The sequence below is a fragment of the Pseudoxanthomonas daejeonensis genome (assembly GCF_022637495.1).
GTDB classification, from domain to species: Bacteria; Pseudomonadota; Gammaproteobacteria; order Xanthomonadales; family Xanthomonadaceae; genus Pseudoxanthomonas; species Pseudoxanthomonas daejeonensis.
Genome location: NZ_CP093331.1, coordinates 603438 through 616943, shown reverse-complemented (window position 1 = coordinate 616943; position 13506 = coordinate 603438). Strand labels below are relative to the sequence as shown.

Annotated in this window: 12 protein-coding genes; 7 read left to right on the top strand and 5 right to left on the bottom strand. The window is 70.6% G+C overall.

The window, feature by feature from the left end; translation table 11 throughout:
- Positions 1 to 9 precede the first annotated feature (9 nt).
- The 3 genes from MNQ95_RS02945 to MNQ95_RS02935 are packed head-to-tail and all read left to right on the top strand — an operon-like array spanning position 10 to position 2601.
- A complete protein-coding gene (locus tag MNQ95_RS02945) occupies positions 10 to 405 on the top strand; it encodes a BlaI/MecI/CopY family transcriptional regulator (RefSeq protein WP_162411204.1) in 396 nt (131 codons plus the stop codon).
- Positions 395 to 2053, top strand: coding sequence for a TonB family protein (locus MNQ95_RS02940; RefSeq protein ID WP_241953747.1), 1659 nt, complete (start codon positions 395 to 397; stop codon positions 2051 to 2053). The genes MNQ95_RS02945 and MNQ95_RS02940 overlap by 11 nt, the downstream gene beginning before the upstream one ends.
- Positions 2050 to 2601: an energy transducer TonB gene (locus MNQ95_RS02935; protein WP_241953746.1), complete on the top strand. Its 552-nt coding sequence runs from the start codon at positions 2050 to 2052 to the stop codon at positions 2599 to 2601. The genes MNQ95_RS02940 and MNQ95_RS02935 overlap by 4 nt, the downstream gene beginning before the upstream one ends.
- A 119-nt stretch (positions 2602 to 2720) precedes the next feature.
- On the opposite strand, the gene modC is transcribed toward MNQ95_RS02935, so the two are convergent.
- From modC to MNQ95_RS02910, 5 genes are all read right to left on the bottom strand, one after another.
- Positions 2721 to 3335, bottom strand: coding sequence for a molybdenum ABC transporter ATP-binding protein (gene modC, locus MNQ95_RS02930; RefSeq protein ID WP_162411206.1), 615 nt, complete (start codon positions 3333 to 3335; stop codon positions 2721 to 2723).
- A 61-nt stretch (positions 3336 to 3396) separates the two neighbouring features.
- Positions 3397 to 4068, bottom strand: a complete 672-nt coding sequence (gene modB / locus MNQ95_RS02925) for a molybdate ABC transporter permease subunit (protein ID WP_241954340.1) — start codon at positions 4066 to 4068, stop codon at positions 3397 to 3399.
- A gap of 36 nt (positions 4069 to 4104) precedes the next feature.
- Positions 4105 to 4872: a molybdate ABC transporter substrate-binding protein gene (gene modA, locus MNQ95_RS02920; RefSeq protein WP_241953745.1), complete on the bottom strand. Its 768-nt coding sequence runs from the start codon at positions 4870 to 4872 to the stop codon at positions 4105 to 4107.
- A 90-nt stretch (positions 4873 to 4962) separates the two neighbouring features.
- Complete coding sequence (locus tag MNQ95_RS02915; RefSeq protein WP_241953744.1) at positions 4963 to 5751, bottom strand: S1/P1 nuclease; 789 nt, start codon at positions 5749 to 5751, stop codon at positions 4963 to 4965.
- Between the two features lie 161 nt (positions 5752 to 5912).
- Positions 5913 to 6536, bottom strand: a complete 624-nt coding sequence (locus MNQ95_RS02910; protein ID WP_241953743.1) for an OmpW/AlkL family protein — start codon at positions 6534 to 6536, stop codon at positions 5913 to 5915.
- A gap of 185 nt (positions 6537 to 6721) precedes the next feature.
- Here MNQ95_RS02910 and gap point away from each other — a divergent pair, with 185 nt between their 5' ends.
- From gap to MNQ95_RS02890, 4 genes are all read left to right on the top strand, one after another.
- Positions 6722 to 7726 (top strand): type I glyceraldehyde-3-phosphate dehydrogenase, encoded by a 1005-nt coding sequence (gene gap / locus MNQ95_RS02905; RefSeq protein WP_241953742.1) that lies wholly within the window; start codon positions 6722 to 6724, stop codon positions 7724 to 7726.
- Between the two features lie 201 nt (positions 7727 to 7927).
- Positions 7928 to 10750 carry a DUF2339 domain-containing protein gene (locus MNQ95_RS02900; RefSeq protein ID WP_241953741.1) on the top strand — a complete coding sequence of 941 codons (2823 nt, stop codon included), beginning with the start codon at positions 7928 to 7930 and terminating at the stop codon, positions 10748 to 10750.
- The gene (locus tag MNQ95_RS02895) at positions 10747 to 12132 is read left to right on the top strand and encodes a DUF3999 domain-containing protein (RefSeq protein ID WP_241953740.1); all 1386 of its coding nucleotides are present in this window, start codon (positions 10747 to 10749) and stop codon (positions 12130 to 12132) included. Before MNQ95_RS02900 ends, MNQ95_RS02895 begins: the two co-directional genes overlap by 4 nt.
- Positions 12133 to 12233: 101 nt before the next feature.
- Positions 12234 to 13424: a phosphoglycerate kinase gene (locus tag MNQ95_RS02890; RefSeq protein ID WP_162411213.1), complete on the top strand. Its 1191-nt coding sequence runs from the start codon at positions 12234 to 12236 to the stop codon at positions 13422 to 13424.
- Positions 13425 to 13506: the final 82 nt, after the last annotated feature.

The window sequence follows — 13506 nt, the reverse complement described above, 5'->3', positions numbered from 1 at the left end:
GGGCCCGCGATGGACACGACACCGGTCAGCGATGCCGAGGCGATGGTGATGGAGGTGCTCTGGGAATCCAGTCCACGCAGCGCCGAGGACGTGATCGCCGCCCTCGCCGAAAGCACGGGCTGGGCCGAGCCGACCATCAAGACCCTCTTGAACCGCCTGCTCAACAAGGGTGCGATCAGTGCCCTCAAGGATGGACGCCGCTACCTGTACTCGCCGGTCCTGCGCCGCGAAGCCTGGGTCCAGCAGCAGAGCGAAGGCCTGCTGGCGCGGCTGTTCGGCGGGCGCGTCGCACCGCTGGTCGCGCATTTCAGCGAACGAGGGCAGCTTTCGCCGGCCGACATCGCCGAACTCAAGCGCCTGGTCTCGGAACTGGACGATGGCAAGGAGGCCGACGATGGACGCTGACCTGATCGCATTCCTTGCCGAGGCCACCGTGGCCGGCAGCGTCGCCATGCTGCTCGTGCTGGCGTTGCGCCTGCCGGTGCGCGCGCTCCTGGGTGCCACCGCCGCCTACTCGCTGTGGCTGTGCGTGCCGATCGCACTGCTGGCGGTGCTGCTGCCGCGCGGTGTCGACGTGCCGCTGGCCTTGCCCGTGGCCTGGCAGGTCGCGCCCGCGATCGTCGTGGCTGCCGCGCCCGAACGCCAGGCGGGGATGGGCTGGAGCGAACTGGCGATGCTGGCCTGGCTCGCGGGCGCGCTTGCCCTGGCCACCGTCCTGTTCCTGCAGCAGCGGCGTTTCCATCGCGGACTGGGCGTGCTGCGGCGCCGCGCCGACGGCCTCTACGAATCGACGGCCGCAACCGCCGGACTGCCCGCGGTCGCCGGCGTGTTGCGCCCGCGCATCCTGCTTCCCGCCGACTTCGGGCAGCGCTACTCCGCGCAGGAGCAGGCGCTCGTCCTCCAGCACGAGCGCGTCCACGTGCGCCGCGGCGACCTGCTGGCCAACGCGCTGGTGGCGCTGCTGCGCTGCGTGTTCTGGTTCAACCCGCTGCTGCCCTTCGCGCTGCGCCGCTTCCGCCTGGACCAGGAACTGGCCTGTGACGAGTGGGTGATCGCCCGCAACCCGCGCGCGCGCCGCCAGTACGGCGAAGCGATGCTCAAGACCCAGTTCGACGAACTTCCCCTGCCGCTCGGCTGCCACTGGCAGGCACGGCATCCGATCAAGGAGCGCATCGACATGCTCAAGCGACCCACGCCTTCTCCCATGCGCTGGATGGCCGCTGCGCTCCTCGCGCTGGGACTCAGCGCGGCCGCGGGTTACACGGCCTGGGCGGCACAGCCCGCGCAGGCGCCTGGCGCGATGGTAGGAACAACCTTCGCGATCGACGTTCGCCTGGATGTCGATGGCCGCTCGCAGTCGTTCCAGCTGCGCGAACAGGCCGGCCGCACGTTCGGCATCCGCAGCGAGGAAGGTGGATCCCCGGTCTGGGAAGCGGAACTGGCCATCAAGCCGCTCGATGATCCGGGGCTGTTCTGGATCGGGGGCAGCGTGCGTGCCGATGGCGGCCTGGTGTCCGAGCCGGCACTGGTCGCGACACTGGGCAAGCCTGCGACGATCCAGCTCAGCACGCTCGATGGACGTTCGGTCTTCACCCTGGAGGTCAACGCGAAACGTCTTGCCGATGCACCGCCGCAGGCGTCCGCCAATGGGGCCAGGGCGATGGATGTCGAGCAGGCGTCGGCACGTGCCGCGGGTCGCACCGCCGTCGCGGACGATGCGAGCGCCGGCTCCGGGGATGAGCTCCGCGCTGACCCCCTGGCGCCCCTCGCCCGAGAGCGGCTCCCGGCGCCGCGCTATCCGGAAGATGCGGCCCGTGCTTACATCAACGGCAAGGTTCTTTTGCGGGTGGCCGTCGATGCCGAGGGCCGCGTCACCGACGTGCAGGTCGAGGAGTCGACGCCTGCCGGCGTATTCGACGCCGCCGCGATCGAGGCGGCACGGCAGTGGACGTTCGAACCGGCGCTGCAGGGAGGCAAACCGGTCGCCGGGCAGGTCCGCGTGCCCATCACCTTCGAGGCCAGGCCTGCCGAGCAGGAGGGCGGGAACGGATGATGGAGCGCGAGCTCACGCATGCGCGGCGGCTCGCAATCGTCGTGCTGGTCCTGTCGGTCGCCGCCTGCGCTACCCGCACCGCCGGTGTGGAGCAGCGGCTGATCCTGCCTGGGGGTGCTGCGCGATACGAGATGGCGGCCAACCAGGCTTTCGTGTTCCCGGCGCCGCGGGACAATGCGCCGCCGGGCTTCCCGCAAGGATACGAATTGCGCGACCTGCCGCCGACTACGCTGTGCGCGGGGTTCGTGGTGGATACCGATGGCGGCGTGCGCGAAATCGCCCTGCTGGAAGATCCCGGATGCATGGGTCCGAAGATGCAGCCGCAACTGGGCGACGCGGTGCTGCGCGCGATCTCCGGCTGGCGCTTCGAGCCAGCGGTGTTCTGCGACTACCCGGATGCGGCCACACGCGATCGCGACTGGAACGGCACCGGTTGCGCGGGCGCGGTGACCGAAGCCAGGCGGGTGGCGGTGACGCTGGCCTACGCGTTCACGTTCGAGATTCGCAATGGCCGCCAGCAGGTGGGCGCGGCGCAGCGGAAGCACTGAACGCGGCGGTGCGACGGGCGTGATCGGCGATGCTCCATGCGGCAGGCGTGGCGCTGGGCTTCACGCGCTCCATTCAAGGGCGCGAGCCTGTAGCACGTGCGTGCGTGCAACGATGCATGCTAGTCGAACACGTGCACCGCATCGGCCAGCCGTCGTACCTCGTCGGGATGGTGGCTGACGTACAGCATCGGCAGGCGTACTTCGTCGCGCACGCGCTGCAGGTAGGGAATGAGTTCCTCGCGCCGCGCCGGGTCCAGCGCGGTCAGCGGCTCGTCGAACAGCAGGATCGCCGGTTGCGACAGCAGGGCGCGACCGATCGCCACGCGCTGCGCTTCGCCACCGGACAGGTTCGCGGTGCGCCGCGCCAGCAGGTGGCCGATGCCGAGCAGCTCGACCACGGCGTCGAAGCCGAAGCGCGATTGCGCATCGCCATGGCGCCCGTAGCGCAGGTTGCGCGCCACGTCCAGGTGCGGGAACAGGCGCGCATCCTGGAATACGTAACCGATGCGACGGCGGTGGGTAGGCACGTCGATCCCGCGCGCGCTGTCGTAGAGCACGCGGTCGTCGATGCGGATGTGGCCGGAGACCGGTCGCACCAGCCCGGCGATTGCATTGAGCACGGTGGTCTTGCCCGCGCCCGACGGCCCGGCCAGCGCGACCACGCGTGCCTGTTCCTCGATGCTGACGTGGCGCCGGAAGCCGCCGCGCTGCAGCTGCAGGTCAAGGCTCAGCATGGACGGACCCCGCGGCGTGCGGGTGCGTCCGCGCGACGGAGCGGGATGCAATGCGACAGGCTCATGCTTCGTCCTCCGCGCTGCGCTTGCGCCGCACCAGCCATTCCGACAGCAGCAAGGCGCCGAGCGAGATCAGCAGCGATACCGCCGCCAGGCGCCAGATCCCCGCTTCGCCGCCGGGCACCTGCATCAGGCCGTAGATCGCCGAAGACAGCGTCTGCGTCTCGCCGGGAATGGCCGAGACGAAAGTGATGGTCGCGCCGAATTCGCCCAGCGCCTTGGCGAAGGCCAGCGCCACGCCGGCCACCAGGCCGGGCCAGGCCAGCGGCAGGGTCACGGTGAGGAATACCCGCCAGGGCGCAGCGCCGAGCGTGGCGGCGGCCTGTTCGAGCCTGCGGTCCACGTTCTCGATCGACAGCCGGATCGCACGCACCATCAGCGGGAAGCCCATCACCGCGCACGCCAGCGCCGCGCCCGTCCAGCGGAAGGCCAGGGTGATGCCGAAGGTGTCGTGCAGCCAGGCGCCGATCGGTCCCTGGGTGCCGAACATCACCAGCAACGCGTAGCCCATCACCACCGGTGGCAGCACCAGCGGCAGGTGCACCAGCGCGTCGAGCAGGGCCTTGCCCGGGAATCGCCGGCGCGCCAGCAGCCATGCGACGGCCACGCCCAGCGGCAGGCTGGCGAGCGCGGCCACGCTGGCCACCTTCAGGCTCAGGCCTATGGCGGTCATTTCCTCGGGCGAGAACCAGGAGGTCAACGTGTGGCCTCAGTCGAGCACGTCGAAGCCGCGACGCTCGAAGATCGCGCGCGCCTCGGGCGAGGAAAGCCAGCGCACGAAATCGCGAGCCGGAGCGGGGGCGTCGCGCAGCGCCGCGACCGGATACACGATCGACGGATGGCTGCCGGCGGGGAAGGTCGCCACCACGCGCACGCGCGGCTCGGCCTTCGCGTCGGAGGCATAGACGATCCCCAGCGGCGTTTCGCCGCGCGCCACCAGCATCAGCGCGGCGCGCACGCTTTCCGATTCGGCGAGCCTGGCTTTCACCGGTTCCCATTGCGCCAGCGATTCCAGCGCGGTGCGTGCGTATTTCCCCGCCGGTACGGTCGCGGTCTGGCCCAGCGCCAGCCGACCTTCGCCCAGGGCGCCGGCGATAGAGCCGGGCTTGGCCAGGTCGACCTTCACTGCGCTGCCCTGCGGTGCGACCAGGACCAGCCGGTTGCCGAGCAGGTCGTGGCGCGTGGCGGCGTCGATGCGGTTGCGCTGCTGCAGGTAGTCCATCCATTCCAGGTCGGCGGAGGCGAAGACCTGCGCGGGCGCGCCCTGCTCGATCTGCCGCGCCAGCGCCGAACTGGCCGCGTACGAAACGCGCACCGGCGTGCCGGTGGCCTTCCCGTAGGCGAGGGCGGCCTCGTCCATCGACTCCTTGAGGCTGGCCGCGGCGAATACGGTCACCGGTGCGTCGGCGGCGCGGACCACGAACGGGGACGCGGCCAAGGTGGCAGCCAGCAACACGGTCGCCAGGGAACGGAACATCGGAATTTCCGGTGCGGACATGCCGTCGTTCTCCGGTTTGGGCGGGCTACGGCGAAGGGAGGCTGTGGATGATGAGGGCGTCCGGGCAGGTCAGTAGGTGGCGCCGAACGCGGTATTGAGGGTGGCGGCCAGCCGCGCGCCCGCCAGGCGCAACTGCGTTTCGGCAGCGGGCAGGTGCGCGGCGACGTAGGCGTCGTCGATCACATGGCCTGGCGGATAGAACCCTGGCGCGATGACCAGCCGGCAGGACTGCTCGGCCCATGCCTGCGGCGCACGCGCCGGCAGCGGCGACACCGGGGCCGGCGCGGGCAATGCGCGCAGCCGCGCCAGCCAGGCGTCCTCCTCCAGGCCCTGTGCGTTGAGCATGCCGCTGTCCCACAGCGAATGCAGGTTGCTGCCCTTGCCGCGCCAGTTGACCTGGTAGTCGTTGCCGCCGCGGTCGCCGGCGTGACCGGCATGCAGTGGCTGGTGCGCGTCGCCGACGAAATGGACGACGAACTTCAGCGCCTGCCGGCGCTCGGCGTCGGTGCGTGCCGGGTCGGCCAGGATCCGGGCCTGCGTTTCCAGCGCCGCGACCACGCAGTCGCCGCCGGGGCAGTCGCGCGCGGCCTGGTAGGCGCAGTCGTCGCCGCCGATGTTGACGTAGTGCCAGCGCGCGGAGCGCTTGCCCAGTGCCGGATCGTTGCCGCGCAGTTCGTCGGCCCAGGTCGCGATGCCGGCCAGGGTGGGTTCGGTTTCGCCCTGCAGCAGGCGGGCCACGCCCGCGCGGGCCTGCGGTGTCAGTCCGTCCTCGGCGAGGCGGGCCACCAGGCGATGGCCGAGCGCGCCCCAGGCGTGGACGGGCAGGGCGATCGCCAGCGCGACCGGAAGGAACAGCAACGCGCCCAGTCGCCGCGTTCGCTGGGTGAAAAGACGCGACGCACGCGTGGGCGAGCGTCGCGCAGGGGATTGCCGGGTGGAAGTGGGGATCGAAGGAGTGGAAGTCGCGTCGGTCATGCCGGCACTTTAACCGACCGGCCGCCGCCACTCCCGCGCCGTCATCAGAACTTCATGACATAAGCGGCGCCGTACACCAGTGGATCGATGTTGGCGGTGCCCACGCGCACGCCGTCGACGCGGACGCTGGTGTCGATGTCGATCCAGCGCACGTCCACGCGGATGGCGGCCTTCTCGCTGACCCGGAAATCCAGGCCCGCATGCGCGGCCAGGCCCCAGGAATCGCCCAGCTTCAGGTTGGCGCCCTCGAGCGCGCCGCGGGTGTCCTCGCTGAAGAACGTGGTGTAGTTCAGGCCCACGCCCAGCAGCGGCGAGACCACGCCCTTGTCGTTGAAGTGGTACTGCAGGCTGAACGTCGGCGGCAGGTGCTTGGTGCTGCCGACCCGGCCGACGCCCTTGACCGAGATGTCGTGCTGGAACGGCCACGCTGCCAGCACTTCCAGGCCCAGGTTGTCGCGCAGGAAGTATTCGAAGGTCAGGCTCGGCTTGGCGTCGCTGTTGATCGACAGCGGCAGGGTGCCGCCGGCCAGGGTGCCGTTGTCCGACTTCGGGTCGACCTGGTGCACGCCCAGGCCCAGGGTCCAGTCGCCGGCGGACTGGGCGAAGGCCGGGGCGGCCGCGACGGCCAGGCCGGCGGCGAACAGGGCGGGGAGGAGCTTCTGTTTCATGGGTAAGCGCTCATGGCTCGTGGGGGTGGAGCCAGTGTCCGGCCCTGGCGCGTGGCGCGCCTTGATCGCAGTCAAGGCGGCCCCGGCCGATCGAGGGGCCGGTGCTAGAATGGCCGCCTCGTTTCAACCCGCTTCAGTCCTATCCATCACGGCCGCGCGCGCCGCGGCGTCAGGAGTCCTCAGCAATGGCGATCAAGGTTGGCATCAACGGCTTCGGCCGCATCGGCCGCAACGTGCTGCGTTCGGCGGTGCAGAATTTCGGCAAGGACATCGAGATCGTTGCGATCAACGACCTGCTCGAGCCGGAATACCTGGCCTACATGCTGCAGTACGACTCCGTGCACGGCCGCTTCAAGGGCGACGTCAAGGTCGAGGGCAACACCCTGGTCGTCGACGGCAAGAAGATCCGCCTGACCCAGGAGCGCGACCCGGCCAACCTGAAGTGGGACGAGGTCGGCGCCGAGGTCGTGATCGAATCGACCGGCCTGTTCCTGGACAAGGCCACCGCGCAGAAGCATCTGGATGCGGGCGCCAAGAAGGTGCTTTTGTCGGCGCCGTCCAAGGACGACACGCCGATGTTCGTCTACGGCGTCAACCACGACACCTATGCCGGTCAGGCGATCATCTCCAACGCATCCTGCACCACCAACTGCCTGGCGCCGCTGGCCAAGGTGCTCAACGACAAGTGGGGCATCAAGCGCGGCCTGATGACCACCGTGCACGCGGCCACCGCGACGCAGAAGACCGTCGATGGCCCGAGCAACAAGGACTGGCGCGGCGGCCGTGGCATCCTCGAGAACATCATCCCGTCCTCGACCGGCGCGGCCAAGGCGGTCGGCGTGGTGATCCCGGCGCTGAACAAGAAGCTGACCGGCATGAGCTTCCGCGTGCCGACCTCGGACGTGTCGGTCGTCGACCTGACCGCCGAGCTCGAGAATCCGGCCAGCTACGAAGAGATCAAGGCCGAGATCAAGGCGCAGAGCGAAGGCGCGTTGAAGGGCATCCTCGGCTACACCGAGGACAAGGTCGTGGCCACCGATTTCCGCGGCGACACCCGCACCTCGATCTTCGACGCCGATGCCGGCATCGCGCTGGACCCGACCTTCGTCAAGCTGGTCGCCTGGTACGACAACGAATGGGGCTACTCCAACAAGTGCCTGGAAATGGTCCGGGTCATCGCCGCCAAGTAAGCAGCCGGCAGGCCTTCGACACGTTGCAAGGGAAAGGGCGCCACACGGCGCCCTTTCCCGTTTTAACGCTCCCCTTACGGGGGCGTGCCGGTCTTGCATTACCGTCGCGCATCGCCGACGCTGCCGACGCCATGACCGGCAGGGATCGCCGGCTACCGCTGCGCGATGCGTACCGATTCGGACGGGGGAGGGATGGACGGCATGGTGGGGATACTCGTGATCGTGGGCCTGGCGTTGCTGGCCATGCCCGTACTGCTGATCGTCGCGCTGGTGTCGCTGTCCTCGCTCAAGGGACGGGTGGCCGGACTGGAGCGCAACCTGGCGGAACTGCAGCTCGCGACCAGTCGCGCGCGCGCGCGCGACAGCGTTGCGGTGCCCGCGCCCGTGCAGTCGCGGACTGCGCCCACGGACGCGGCCGCAGATGCCCCGACGCTGTCGGACCTGATGCGGCAGGCCCGGGATTCAGGCGCGGCTGCCTCGCCCGGGGCGCTGGCGCAGGCATCGGTGCCACAGCCACCGGAACCGGTGAACGACGCGCCGATCACGCCACCGTCCGCGCACAGTGCGGTTTCTTCCGCGCCGCCACCGCTGCCGCCGTCGGGCCAGCGCGCCGATGCCGCTGGCGCGACGGTCGACGCCGCGACGCGCGCGCGCGTTGCCGCGGCCTCGACCCGCGTCTCGCATGCGCCCATGGCGCCGGCGGAGAACGCGCTGCTGCGCACGGTCAAGCGCTGGTTCACCGTGGGCAACGTGCCGGTGAAGATCGGCATGCTGGTGCTGCTGGCCGGCGTGGCCGCGCTGCTCAAGTACGCCAGCGACCAGGGCCTGTTCCAGTTGCCCATGGAGCTGCGCCTGGCCGGCGTGGCGGCGGCGGCGCTGGCCGCGCTCGGCTTCGCCTGGCGCCGTCGCGACAGCAACCGCGTGTTCGCGCTGAGCCTGCAGGGCGGGTCGATCGGCGTGCTGCTGCTGACGGTGTTCGCGGCGTTCAAACTCTATGGCGTGATCGACGCCGGACCGGCGTTCGCGATCAGCGTGCTGCTGGTGGCCGGCATGGGCCTGCTGGCGGTGCTGCAGGACGCCAAGGCCCTGGCCGTGTTCGCGCTGCTGGCCGGATTCCTGGCCCCGTTGTGGCTGTCGACCGGCAGTGGCAACCACGTGGCGCTGTTCTCGTACTACGCGCTGCTCAACGCGGCGATCGTGGCCATCGCCTGGTTCCGCTCCTGGCGAATCCTCAACCTGCTCGGCTTCGCCTTCACCTTCGGCATCGGGAGCCTGTGGGGCGCGAGTGGTTACCAGCCGGAGAAATACGGCACCACCCAGCCGTTCCTGGTGTTGTTCTTCGTCTTCTACCTCATCGTGCCGATCCTGTTCGCGCGGCGCCAACCGGAAGGACGCCGCGACCTGGTCGACGGCTGCCTGGTGTTCGGGACGCCGCTGGTGGCCTTCGCCCTGCAGGCGGGGCTGATGGAAGGACGCTTCGTCGATGGCGCGCGCATGCCGCTGGCGCTGTGTGCCCTCGGCCTGGGCGTGCTGTACGCGGGGCTGGCATGGAGCCTGCTGCGGCGTGCCGGCTACGCGGTGCTCGGCCAGTCGTACGCGATCCTCGCGGTGGGCTTCGCCACGCTCGCGGTGCCGCTGGCGTTGTCGGCGCGTGCCACCGCCAGCGTGTTCGCGCTGGAGGGCGCCGGCCTGGTCTGGCTGGGGCTGCGCCAGCAGAGGTGGCTGCCGCGGTTCACCGGTTCGGCGCTGCAGCTGCTGGCCGCGTGCGCGGTGGTGGTGGGCGTCGACAGCATCGCCGGCGACACCCGCGCGCTGCTCAACCCGACCGCGATGAGCCTGCTGCTGATCGCGCTGGCGGGACTGGCCAGCGCCTGGGCGTCGCGCCTGCACGGGTCGACGCTGGGTGCACTGGTGTTCTACCTGTGGGGCCTGGCCTGGTGGACGGGCAATGGCGTGCACGAGATCCATCGGTTCGTCGATGCGGACGTGCGTCCCGATGCGCTGCTCGTGTTCGTGGTTGGCAGCGCCTGGCTCGCCGCCGAAGTGCACCGCCTGCGCCCGGCGCGCGCCCTGGCGCTGACCGTGTTCGCCGCGTTCGCGCTGTCGATGCCGCTGGCGTTGTGGCAGGACGCGGTGCATGCGCATCCGCTGGGTGGTGGCTGGGGCGGGCTGGCGTGGGGTGTGTTCGCAGTGCTCGGGCTGCGCAGCCTGTGGTGCCTGCGCGATGACGCATCGGGCAGCGCGGGTGCGGTCCAGTTCGCCTGGTGGCTGGCATGGCCGGTGCTGCTCACGCTGGAAGCGGTGTGGTGGACCGGGCAGGCCGGGCTCGCGCAGGGCTGGCTGCTGGCGCTGATGGCGTTGCCCTGGCTGGCGCTGGCCGCGGCCGCGCTGTGGCACTGGGCATGGCTGGCGTTCCCGCGCGGCGACGAAGCGGATGCATTGCGCAACCCGCTGCTGGCCCTGGTCTTCGCGGTGATCGCGATGGGCTGGCTGCTGGCGCTGGCGCAGCCGGCGCCCTCCGCGCCGTTGCCCTGGCTGCCGCTGCTCAACCCGGCCGAACTGGCGCAGTTGCTCGCGCTCGCGCTGGCCGGCGCGTGGCTGTGGTCGGCAAGAGCGTCTTCGGACCTGGGCCGGTTGCGGACCGGCGTGGTCGCGCTGGGCGGTTTCCTGCTGCTGACGGCGACCACGTTGCGTGGCGTGCACCACTGGGGTGGCATTGCGTGGAATGCGGACCTCGTTTCCACCAGCCTTGCCCAGACCAGCCTGACCGTGGTCTGGAGCGTGCTCGGTGTGATCGGCTGGGTCGTCGGCTCGCGCCGCGGCCAGCGCGGGTTGTGGCTGGCCGGCGCAGTGCTGATGGGCGTGGTCCTGGCCAAGCTGCTGCTGGTCGATCGCCAGCACCTTGGTGGCCTGCTGGGCATCGTCTCGTTCATCGCCTACGGCGTGCTGTGCACGATCGTCGGCTACCTGGCGCCCGCGCCACCGCGCACGCATGGCACCTTGCAGGAGGAATCGCAGGCATGAGCACCGCACGGTGGTCGCACGGGTTGTGGCTGGCACTGGTCTTCGTCTCCATGGGCGCCAGCGCCGCCGCGCGCGAGGACTACGCGCGGCAGTGGCCGCTGACCCTGGGCCAGGAGGAGAGCGGTGCCTACCGGGTCGTGCTGGACGAAGCGGTGTACCGCAGCGCGAGCCAGCCTTCGCTGCGCGACATCGAGGTGTTCAACGCACAGGGCCAGCCGTTGCCGTCGGCCCTGCTTTCGCCCGCGCAGCCGCTGGCGCAGCCGCCGCGGATGCTGGGGCTGCCCTGGTTCCCGTTGCCGGCGATCGATCCGGCGGCAGGCGGCGGCGACCTGCGCCTGGTCGCCGAGCGCGACGAAGAGGGCGGCATCGTCCGCATCGAGGCCGAGGTGCCCGCGCGCGAGGGCGCGGCGCTGGCGCAGGGCCAATGGCTGGTGGACGCCAGTCGCCTGCGCGAGCCGCTACGCGCGCTGCTGCTCGAATGGGAGCGGCCGGTGCAGTCGTTGCAGGCGCGCTACCGGATCGAAGGCAGCAACGACCTGCGCCAGTGGCGCACGCTCAACGAGGGCACGACCCTGCTGGACCTGGAGCGCGGAGGCGAACGCCTGCGCCAGGGCCGGATCGTGCTGGACGGCCAGGCCCGCTACCTGCGGCTGCTGCCGTTGCGTCCCGGACCGGTACCGGTGCTGACGGGGGTGACCGCGGAACTGGCACCGCCACCGCCGGAGGCGCGCTGGGAATGGGTCGAGATCGCCGGTGAGCGTCGCCAGGAAGGCGGCCGCGACTATTTCGAGTTCGTCCTGCCCGGGCGTTTCCCGGTCGAGCGCGCCGACGTGCGCCTGCCGGGCAACAGCGCGCTGGAATGGACCCTGCACAGCCGTGAACGCACCGATGCGTCATGGCTGTGGCGGGCGGGGCCGTGGATGGCATTCCAGGTCGGCGCCGGCAGCGGTGAAGCCAACCATTCCGAGCCCAAACCGCTGGCCACGCCGGTGCGCGACCGCCACTGGCGCCTGGGCGCCAGCACGCCGGTCGGCGACGCGGTGCCGGTGCTGCGGCTGGGATACCAGCCCGAGGTGATGGTGTTCCTCGCCCAGGGCGAGCCGCCCTATGCGCTGGCCGCCGGCAGCGCCAATGCCGCGCGTGCCGATGCGCCGATCCCGGCCCTGCTCGATGCGCTGCGTCGCCAGCGCGGTGCCGGCTGGCAACCGGCGCCGGCGTACCTGGCCGATGCGCCCGAAGAACTCGCCGGCGATCGCGCGCTGAAGCCGCGGCGCGACATCGACTGGAAGTCCGGGCTGTTGTGGGCGTTGCTGGTCGGTGGCGCCGTGCTGGTGGCCGCGCTGGGCCTGAGCCTGCTGCGCCAGCGCCCGCCGCGCGACTGACCCGGGTTTGCCGCGCCGGCGCGCGGGCGGGACAATGCGCGTCCGCGCCGGGCCGCATCGCCGGATCGCGCCTTCCCCCATCGGATACCGAGAACGCAACGATGACCATCCTGCGGATGACCGACCTCGACCTTGCCGGCAAGCGCGTGCTGATCCGGCAGGACCTCAACGTGCCGATCGAGCATGCCGAGGGACAGCCCGCCCGGATCACCTCCGAGCAGCGCATCACCGCTTCGGTGCCGACCCTCAAGCTGGCGCTGGAGAAGGGTGCGGCGGTCATGGTCACCTCGCACCTGGGCCGACCCAAGGAAGGCGTGTGGAGCGAGGCCGATTCGCTGGCGCCGGTCGCCGCGCGGCTGTCCGAACTGCTGGGCGTGGACGTGCCGCTGGTGCGCGACTGGGTCGACGGCGTGGACGTGAAGCCCGGCCAGGTCGTGCTGCTGGAGAACTGCCGCATGAACGTGGGCGAGGGCAAGGACGACGAAGCCCTGTCGAAGAAGTACGCGGCGCTGTGCGACGTGTTCGTGATGGATGCATTCGGCACCGCGCACCGCGCACAGGCCTCGACCCACGGCGTGATCCGCTTCGCCCCGGTCGCCGCCGGTGGCCCGCTGCTGATGGCCGAACTTGATGCGCTGGACAAGGCGCTGGCCAATCCGGCGCGGCCTTTGCTGGCGATTGTTGCCGGCAGCAAGGTGTCGACCAAGCTCGAACTGCTGACCAGCCTGGTCGGCAAGGTCGACCAGCTGATCGTCGGCGGCGGTATCGCCAACACCTTCATCGCGGCCGAAGGCCACGGCGTGGGCAAGTCGCTGTACGAGGCCGACCTGCTCGACACCGCGCGCAAGATCGATGCCGATGCCAGGGCGCGGGGTGCGGAGATCCCGCTGCCGGTGGACGTCGTGGTGGCGGCCGAGTTCAAGGCCGATTCCCCGGCGTCGGTGAAGGCGGTCGGTGAGGTCGGTGCGGACGACATGGTCCTCGATATCGGCCCGCAGACCGCTCAGCGTTACGCCGAGCTGATCCGTTCCGCAGGCACGGTCGTATGGAACGGGCCGGTGGGCGTGTTCGAGTTCGATGCGTTCGGCAAGGGCACCGAGACGCTGGCGCGCGCGATCGCCACCTCGAAGGCGTTCTCGATCGCCGGAGGTGGCGACACCCTGGCGGCGGTCGACAAGTACGGCATCGCCGGTGATGTCAGCTACATCTCCACCGGCGGCGGCGCGTTCCTCGAGTTCCTCGAGGGCAAGACCCTGCCGGCGGTGGCGGCGCTGGAGGCGCGTGGCGGCTGAGCCCGTATCCCGGCCACATGAAAAAGGCGGCCCGGTGGGCCGCCTTTTTTGTGGGTACGCGCAGGTCTCGGCAGGGGTTTCG

Coding starts and splice junctions, on each gene's coding strand:
- modA (WP_241953745.1), bottom strand. CDS start 4,872: ATGTTCCGTTCCCTGGCGACCGTGTTGCTGGCTGCCACCTTGGCCGCG.
- gap (WP_241953742.1), top strand. CDS start 6,722: ATGGCGATCAAGGTTGGCATCAACGGCTTCGGCCGCATCGGCCGCAAC.
- modB (WP_241954340.1), bottom strand. CDS start 4,068: ATGACCGCCATAGGCCTGAGCCTGAAGGTGGCCAGCGTGGCCGCGCTC.
- modC (WP_162411206.1), bottom strand. CDS start 3,335: ATGCTGAGCCTTGACCTGCAGCTGCAGCGCGGCGGCTTCCGGCGCCAC.
- MNQ95_RS02890 (WP_162411213.1), top strand. CDS start 12,234: ATGACCATCCTGCGGATGACCGACCTCGACCTTGCCGGCAAGCGCGTG.
- MNQ95_RS02895 (WP_241953740.1), top strand. CDS start 10,747: ATGAGCACCGCACGGTGGTCGCACGGGTTGTGGCTGGCACTGGTCTTC.
- MNQ95_RS02935 (WP_241953746.1), top strand. CDS start 2,050: ATGATGGAGCGCGAGCTCACGCATGCGCGGCGGCTCGCAATCGTCGTG.
- MNQ95_RS02940 (WP_241953747.1), top strand. CDS start 395: ATGGACGCTGACCTGATCGCATTCCTTGCCGAGGCCACCGTGGCCGGC.
- MNQ95_RS02900 (WP_241953741.1), top strand. CDS start 7,928: ATGGTGGGGATACTCGTGATCGTGGGCCTGGCGTTGCTGGCCATGCCC.
- MNQ95_RS02910 (WP_241953743.1), bottom strand. CDS start 6,536: ATGAAACAGAAGCTCCTCCCCGCCCTGTTCGCCGCCGGCCTGGCCGTC.
- MNQ95_RS02945 (WP_162411204.1), top strand. CDS start 10: ATGGACACGACACCGGTCAGCGATGCCGAGGCGATGGTGATGGAGGTG.